We start from the raw sequence: 6,632 nt of genomic DNA on the forward strand, positions 1-6,632 counted from the left end.
AAGACCTCAGAGATCAAACAAAAGAAATATAGGTAAATATAGAGCAAGAGCTAAACCCATAGTCTCTAAAAATCAAAAGGATAGCTTGTGATATTTTACTATCTTAATGACATTGGGCTTTAGCCCGCTTAAATAAAAAGACTTTAGTCAAAATAGACATATAGAAATGAAATTACAATTCAACCTGAAATATCTTCTTCTCACCATCTTTCTATTACTCGTAGAAGTCCTGATTGCTACAAAACTTGCTGATGTTTTCTTTGTAAGAGCTTATCTTGGAGATGTTATTGTCGTGATGCTTCTGTATACATTTGTTAAAAGCTTCGTAAAGATGAACAATGAAAAGCTGATCCTGGGAATTTTTATTTTTTCATGTCTTGTAGAGTTTGCTCAATATTTCACGATTGCAGAAAAACTAGGCTTCCGTCCTGGAAGCCTGATGTATATTGTGATCGGAAATTCTTTTTCATGGGTAGATATCCTTTGCTACGCTGCCGGATGCCTTCTGTTGTTTCTATTTGTAAAAGCGAATCCTAAAAAAACAGAAGAATTAAGCCTGTAAAATGTGCTTTTTCAGAACCTAAAAATTTATCTTCCGAAACTGTCGTATTTATCTTCCGCGTACTTGATGAAACGATTAAGTAAGGCCACATTTTCTTTTTCCATAGGAGAAAGTTCTTGGTCTACATTATTGGAAACAGGAATATACCAATCCGTTTGCTCAAAGAAATATCTGTAGGTTTCCTTTTTGAAAGAATAGCCATGTCTTGCAAAAACAGAATTTTTAATGATTTCCAGATCCAGTTTTCTTAAATTTTTGAGTTCTTTTTCTGTCAGTTTTTGCTTGGAGGCATTTATTTTAAAAATCGCATCAGATGCGGCTCTGTTTTTCGAAGTAGTATAGCTTTCCGTTTTCCCTGTTTCTTCATCTTTGTATTTTTCAACAAAACTTTTCGGATTCGACCAGTCTACGAGGTCAGAATCTTCATCCAGCATAAAATTCGGATTGTAAACGAATTCTTTTTTGGATAGTTTAATGGTTTTTAAAGGTGATTTTACAGCCGTTTTATTGAAAGCATTCCATTTTCCGGTGATGCTGTCGCCGCTTAGTTTTACTTCAAATCTACCGTCTGTTTTATCATTTCCGGGTTCATCCAGTACAAAAGATTTCGTCCCTTCATTAAAAACACCTCTGAAAGGACGCTGGTTTCCATTGACAATACTTTGTCCGTAGACACTGTCTTTGGTTATTCTATTGATCTTCAGCGAAATTCTCTTATTCACAAAATCCTCATATTGCTCACCTTCTTCTGGGGTAATCATTTCCTTCCCGGCAAAATCACCCATATAAATTCCGTAATATTCTTTATGAATTTCGGGAACTACAACAGAATCCTTTTTTGCGATCACAGAATCTTTTCCTGTTTCGGTCATTTTTCCGTCTTTCTTACAGCTGAGCAGAGAGACTACCAGTATAGAAACAAGGGTGTAATTTAGAATTTTCATAGATGTTTTTTTGTAATTAAATATTCAATTAAAAGGATATTGGGAATCCAGCCCAGCCATGCAATAATCTGATAGACATCCATAGGATTGGGGTGGAATAAATATACAATAATTACTTTCCAGATGCGTAAGGTAAGAGCAGATAAAGTAAGGGCAAAGCTTCGCCACATCCACTGCTTGTGTTCTCTAAATTTTTTCTGTCTGGCAGATTGATAGGCTTTATAAGTGGTGAACCACCACAGGGATCCCAAAATAATGAACGAAATTTTGGAAAGAAAACCTCCGTTGGCAAAATAGCCCATATAGATCCCCGATGGCGCAGCAAGGATGAGAATTAAAAAAATATAGATCTTACCCATATTTCTGTGAAAGCTTTTTAAACCGAAATCTTTTCTTAGAATGGCCAGAAATCCGGAAAGCAATACAAAAACACTGGTGTAGACATGTGTATAGAAAAAAGGAAGATATTCCGGTCTGTCCTGAACTTCCGTTTGCTTGATCATCAGGAAGCTTACATTTGGATCAAAGGGAATATATTCCAGGGTAATTTTAAGCATCAACCAAAAAAAATATCCGAATCCTATGATCAAAAGGATTCTTAAGAAGACTGGAATATGTTTTTTGATAGTAAGCATTTTATTTATTCAAAATTGGCAATGAAAGGCAGCGTAAATAACATTTTTACAGGAGTTCCGTTATATTCTGCAGGTTTCCATTTGGTCTTCATAGATCGGATTGCTCTTTCAACTTCTTTGTTAAATTCTTTATTTTCACCTGCTACAGTTAGGTCTTCTATTTCACCATTAATATTCACCGAAAACTTTGCGAAAGATTCTATTTTTCCTCTTACCCCTTTGATGTGGCTTATTTTTATTTTTTGACCGACTGTTTTTCTAAAGCTGCCGATTCCCCCGGGGTATTCTGCCGTTTGATCGGCTATTTGGGCAGCTTGTTCTTCCACAGAAGCTTTCACAGGACCCTGTGTTTGTGAAAATACGGCTGCTGAGGTTAAAATTAAGATCACTAAAGCTATTTTTTTCATATCTCTAAATTATTTAAATGTTGCGCAATCAGCCATCCTTCACTCCAGCACGCCTGAAAATTAAAACCTCCCGTTACTGCATCAATGTTCAGAACTTCACCGGCAATATGAAAATTCGGAAGAAGTTTTGACGACATATTTTTGAAGTTAATTTCTTTTAAATCAACACCTCCTGCAGTCACGAACTCGTCTTTAAAAGTAGATTTCCCTGTAACCTTGAGCTTTTTTCTGCAAAGGTTTTCAAGGATCTGCTGCATTTCTTTAGCTGAAATATTGGAGATTTGTTTATTCAGATCAATTTTTGAAACGGATAATATTTTCTGCCAGAACCTGTTGGTAATGTCAAAGATCTTCGCCTGCCCAATCGTTTTCTTAGGATTTGACTGTCTGAAACTTTGGAAGCTTTCTTCAGCTTCATCCATAGATTTTGAAATAAAATTCACTTCAATTTCAAAATTATACTTCGATTGGGCAAGACTTATCGCTTCCCAGGCTGAAATTTTCAGAACAGCGGGCCCCGAAAGCCCCCAATGCGTGATCAGCAAAGGACCGCTTTCTTCAGTTTTTAGAGCTGGAATGGAAATTTCCGCATTTTCAAAGCTGGTTCCGGGAATATCCTGTAATAGCTCATCTTTAATGTTGAATGTGAAAAGAGATGGAACTAGATCAATGATCTTATGCCCCAAGTTTTCAATGATTTTCAATGATTTTGGAGAGCTTCCCGTCGTGTAAACGATATAGTCTGCTTCAAAATCTCCCAAGCTGGTCTTGACAAGATATTTTTCATCCTGTTTTTCGATCTCTTTTACAGAACATTTCGTTTTGACCTCTACTTTTTTATTTTGAATTTCATTCAGGAAAGTATTGATGATGGTCTGTGAAGAATTGCTTTCCGGAAACGTTCTGTTGTCATTTTCAATTTTCAGGGGAACATGGCGTTGGTCAAACCACTCCATGGTGTCACCGGGCTGAAACTTGGTAAAAACACTTAATAGTTCCTTGTTACCCCGTGGATAAAACTGAACCAGTTCTTTGGGGTCAAAACAGGCATGGGTTACGTTGCAACGTCCGCCGCCTGATATTTTTACTTTCTGAAGTACATCCGAGTTCTGCTCCAGGATGGTGATATTGTATTTTTTTTCGTCGAGATTCGAGGCACAGAAAAAGCCTGCTGCACCGCCTCCGATAATGATGATCTGTTTCATGTATTTGTAATCCTATGCTGAAGATTATTTTTTCAAAAGTACAATTTTTATAAACCATCTTATTTGAGTAATTTTGGAGAATATAATTTAATCATACTAAAAACGATTTTTAAATGATTTTTTACCATAAATTCGAAGTACGCTGGAGTGACCTTGATGCCAACAAGCACTTAGCCAATTCATCATATGTACAGTATTGTGCCCAGTCTAGAATGGCCTTTATGACCAAAGAAAAGATGGGCGTTACCCAGTTAAGCCGATGGGGAATAGGGCCTGTCATTATGCACGAAAGATATTCCTTCTTCAAAGAGATCTATGCAGACCAAACAGTGATTGTGAGTCTGGAGATCGACGGATGTTCGGAAGACTCTTCGATCTACAGATTTGTCCATAAATTCTACACCCCGGATGGCGTGCATTGTGCTACTGCAGAAGCTACAGGTGTATGGATCGATATGATGCTGAGAAAGATGACCACCCCGCCGGATGATGTTGTAGAAGCAATGAACAAATACAAAAGCCCTGAAACCATCGTGATGAGCAGAGAAGATTTCAAAAAGCTTCCGTTCCGTCCTGATAATGTTGACCCGGCAGAATTTAACTAATAAATGATAAGAGATAAATGACCATTGATAGAATAAAAACATCTTCAAAAATCATTTATCATCTATCAATCATCACTTATAAATTAAAATATGTTTGAAGATAAATCACCGGAACTGACTCCCATCTCGAAATTAGGGGAGTTCGGACTTATAAAGCATTTGACACAATATTTCCCCTTGTCCAACAAGTCTTCGGAACTTGGAGTAGGGGATGATGCTGCTGTCATTAATCCTGGAAATAAAAAAGTCGTTCTTACAACGGATGTCCTTGCAGAAGGCGTTCACTTTAACCTGGGCTATGTTCCCTTAAAACATTTAGGATACAAAGCGGTAGTGGTGAACCTGAGTGATGTTGCGGCCATGAACGCAGTTCCTACCCAGATTTTAGTTTCTCTAGCTGTTTCAAGCCGTTTTCCTGTGGAAGCTTTGGAAGAAATTTATTCCGGAATTCAGGCTGCGTGTGCAAGATATAAAGTTGACCTTATTGGTGGAGATACTACAAGCTCAAATTCCGGACTTGTGATGAGTATCACGGCTGTTGGAATTGAAAGTGAGGAGAATATTGTAAAAAGAAGCGGGGCAAAGCCCAATGACCTTCTGGTTGTAAGTGGAGATCTTGGCGGTGCCTATATGGGGCTTCAGATTCTTGAAAGAGAACATGCTGTTTTCCTTGCTGATCCTAATATGCAGCCGGAGATGGAAGGCTACGATTATATTTTGGAAAGACAGCTTAAACCTGAAGCAAGAACCGATGTTAAAACGATTCTTGAAGAACTGGATATTAAACCCACATCGATGATTGACATTTCTGATGGCCTGGCATCTGAGATTCTGCATCTTTCTGACCAGTCAAAAACAGGTTTCAGACTGTATGAAGAAAAGATTCCAATGGACAACCTTACGATCTCTACAGCGGATGAAATGAATCTTAATCCGGTAATGACTGCATTAAGTGGTGGTGAAGATTATGAACTACTGTTCACCATTTCTCCAGGTGATTTTGATAAAATTAAAAATCATCCTGATTTTACCATCATTGGACATGCTGTAGAAAATGAAGAAGGAAATTATATGGTGGCAAGAGGGTCCAATCAATTGGTTCCTCTTACTGCACAAGGATGGGATGCTTTTTTAGGCAATCAACAGAATGGATAGATTTATATTTAATTATGAATATAGTAAAAAACCACTGCATAAAATGCGGTGGTTTTTGTTTTGAGTATTTAATTTTGTTAACATAATAATATTTTATATTGATGGCAGCATAATGGTTGAGTTTATAATTCTAAAATCCATATATTTATACTTATCAGAACCCAATAAAATATGTAGATTCAAAAGAAAGGGTTAACAAAGGCCAGAATAACCTAAAGATTGGAGGTGTCGAAGGTGGAAACCTTACCATTCAAGGAATGGGAAGCATTGGGTTGGATGTTGGTGCAAAATTAGGAACGAAAGTTACTATTCCCTTAGGGAGATGGCTTAAAATTGTAGATAAAATTAAATCCAAGAATTAATCTAAGATGTTTAAAATTAAAATTAATAATATTGATGTTTTACCCTATATTATAATCTTGTTGATCGTTTTGTGTTTTTCACTATTTCAGTTGAGTACTAGAAATATACTAAAGATTAACTATGAATGGGAACTAGGTTGTTTATCACTTGTATTATTTACATTGGGTGTTATGAATTATATAAAAAAGATACATGAACCTGAAGGAGTAAATCTGTCGAGCTTAGTGTCTACAGAAGATTTAAGAACCCCAACATATAATTATACAGGATTTTTAGATCAGGGTACAAATATTTCGTTTGTTAAATTTTATTTTTCGAAAGATGAAACTTATATGTATTATAGGAACTTCTTTCCAATAAAAATTTATTATGGACCGTTCAATATAAGTAAAACGGAATGTTTTTCCTCTAATAAATTTACCTTGAGAGAATTTAAAAGAATAAATACTACAGAGGCTAAGTTGAGCATAGAATCCCAGAATGGAGCTACGTCTTATACACTTTATATGAGAAATATTAGTAAAAAAGACTTCGATTTATTAAGTAATTATTTTAAATAATATTTAAATTTATTTGAATAGCTTAGTCAATGGCAAGTGTTTTTCCGTCATGTAATAAGACTCAATAATAAAAAAGAATCTGTCTCACAACTGAGGCAGATTCTTTTTGTTATAAAAGTACTTGTTTTACTGTTTTATTTTCATTACATTTAACTGTATATCAGGTATCTGTATGAATTTCAAGGATTATAATCAG

Annotated in this window: 7 protein-coding genes; 3 read left to right on the forward strand and 4 right to left on the reverse strand. The window is 35.9% G+C overall.

Annotated elements, in window-relative coordinates:
- Window positions 1-166: 166 nt before the first annotated feature.
- The gene (locus HHL23_RS22030) at window positions 167-562 is read left to right on the forward strand and encodes a ribosomal maturation YjgA family protein (protein ID WP_185194904.1); all 396 of its coding nucleotides are present in this window, start codon (window positions 167-169) and stop codon (window positions 560-562) included.
- Between the two features lie 26 nt (window positions 563-588).
- On the opposite strand, the gene HHL23_RS22035 is transcribed toward HHL23_RS22030, so the two are convergent.
- From HHL23_RS22035 to HHL23_RS22050, 4 genes are read right to left on the reverse strand one after another with little or no spacing between them, the layout of a single operon-like run.
- Window positions 589-1,506, reverse strand: a complete 918-nt coding sequence (locus HHL23_RS22035; protein ID WP_185194905.1) for a YARHG domain-containing protein — start codon at window positions 1,504-1,506, stop codon at window positions 589-591.
- Window positions 1,503-2,141, reverse strand: coding sequence for a DUF2306 domain-containing protein (locus tag HHL23_RS22040; protein ID WP_169236888.1), 639 nt, complete (start codon window positions 2,139-2,141; stop codon window positions 1,503-1,505). The genes HHL23_RS22035 and HHL23_RS22040 overlap by 4 nt, the downstream gene beginning before the upstream one ends.
- Window positions 2,142-2,146: 5 nt before the next feature.
- Window positions 2,147-2,548, reverse strand: coding sequence for an energy transducer TonB (locus HHL23_RS22045; protein WP_169236889.1), 402 nt, complete (start codon window positions 2,546-2,548; stop codon window positions 2,147-2,149).
- On the reverse strand, window positions 2,545-3,753 hold the full coding sequence (locus HHL23_RS22050; RefSeq protein WP_169236890.1) for a BaiN/RdsA family NAD(P)/FAD-dependent oxidoreductase: 1,209 nt from the start codon (window positions 3,751-3,753) through the stop codon (window positions 2,545-2,547). The genes HHL23_RS22045 and HHL23_RS22050 overlap by 4 nt, the downstream gene beginning before the upstream one ends.
- Window positions 3,754-3,866: 113 nt before the next feature.
- Between HHL23_RS22050 and HHL23_RS22055 the strand changes: the two genes are divergently transcribed.
- On the forward strand, window positions 3,867-4,358 hold the full coding sequence (locus HHL23_RS22055) for an acyl-CoA thioesterase (protein WP_169236891.1): 492 nt from the start codon (window positions 3,867-3,869) through the stop codon (window positions 4,356-4,358).
- Between the two features lie 90 nt (window positions 4,359-4,448).
- Window positions 4,449-5,513: a thiamine-phosphate kinase gene (thiL, locus tag HHL23_RS22060; protein WP_169236892.1), complete on the forward strand. Its 1,065-nt coding sequence runs from the start codon at window positions 4,449-4,451 to the stop codon at window positions 5,511-5,513.
- Window positions 5,514-6,632: the final 1,119 nt, after the last annotated feature.

Source organism: Chryseobacterium antibioticum, assembly GCF_012927325.1.
GTDB classification, from domain to species: Bacteria; Bacteroidota; Bacteroidia; order Flavobacteriales; family Weeksellaceae; genus Chryseobacterium; species Chryseobacterium antibioticum.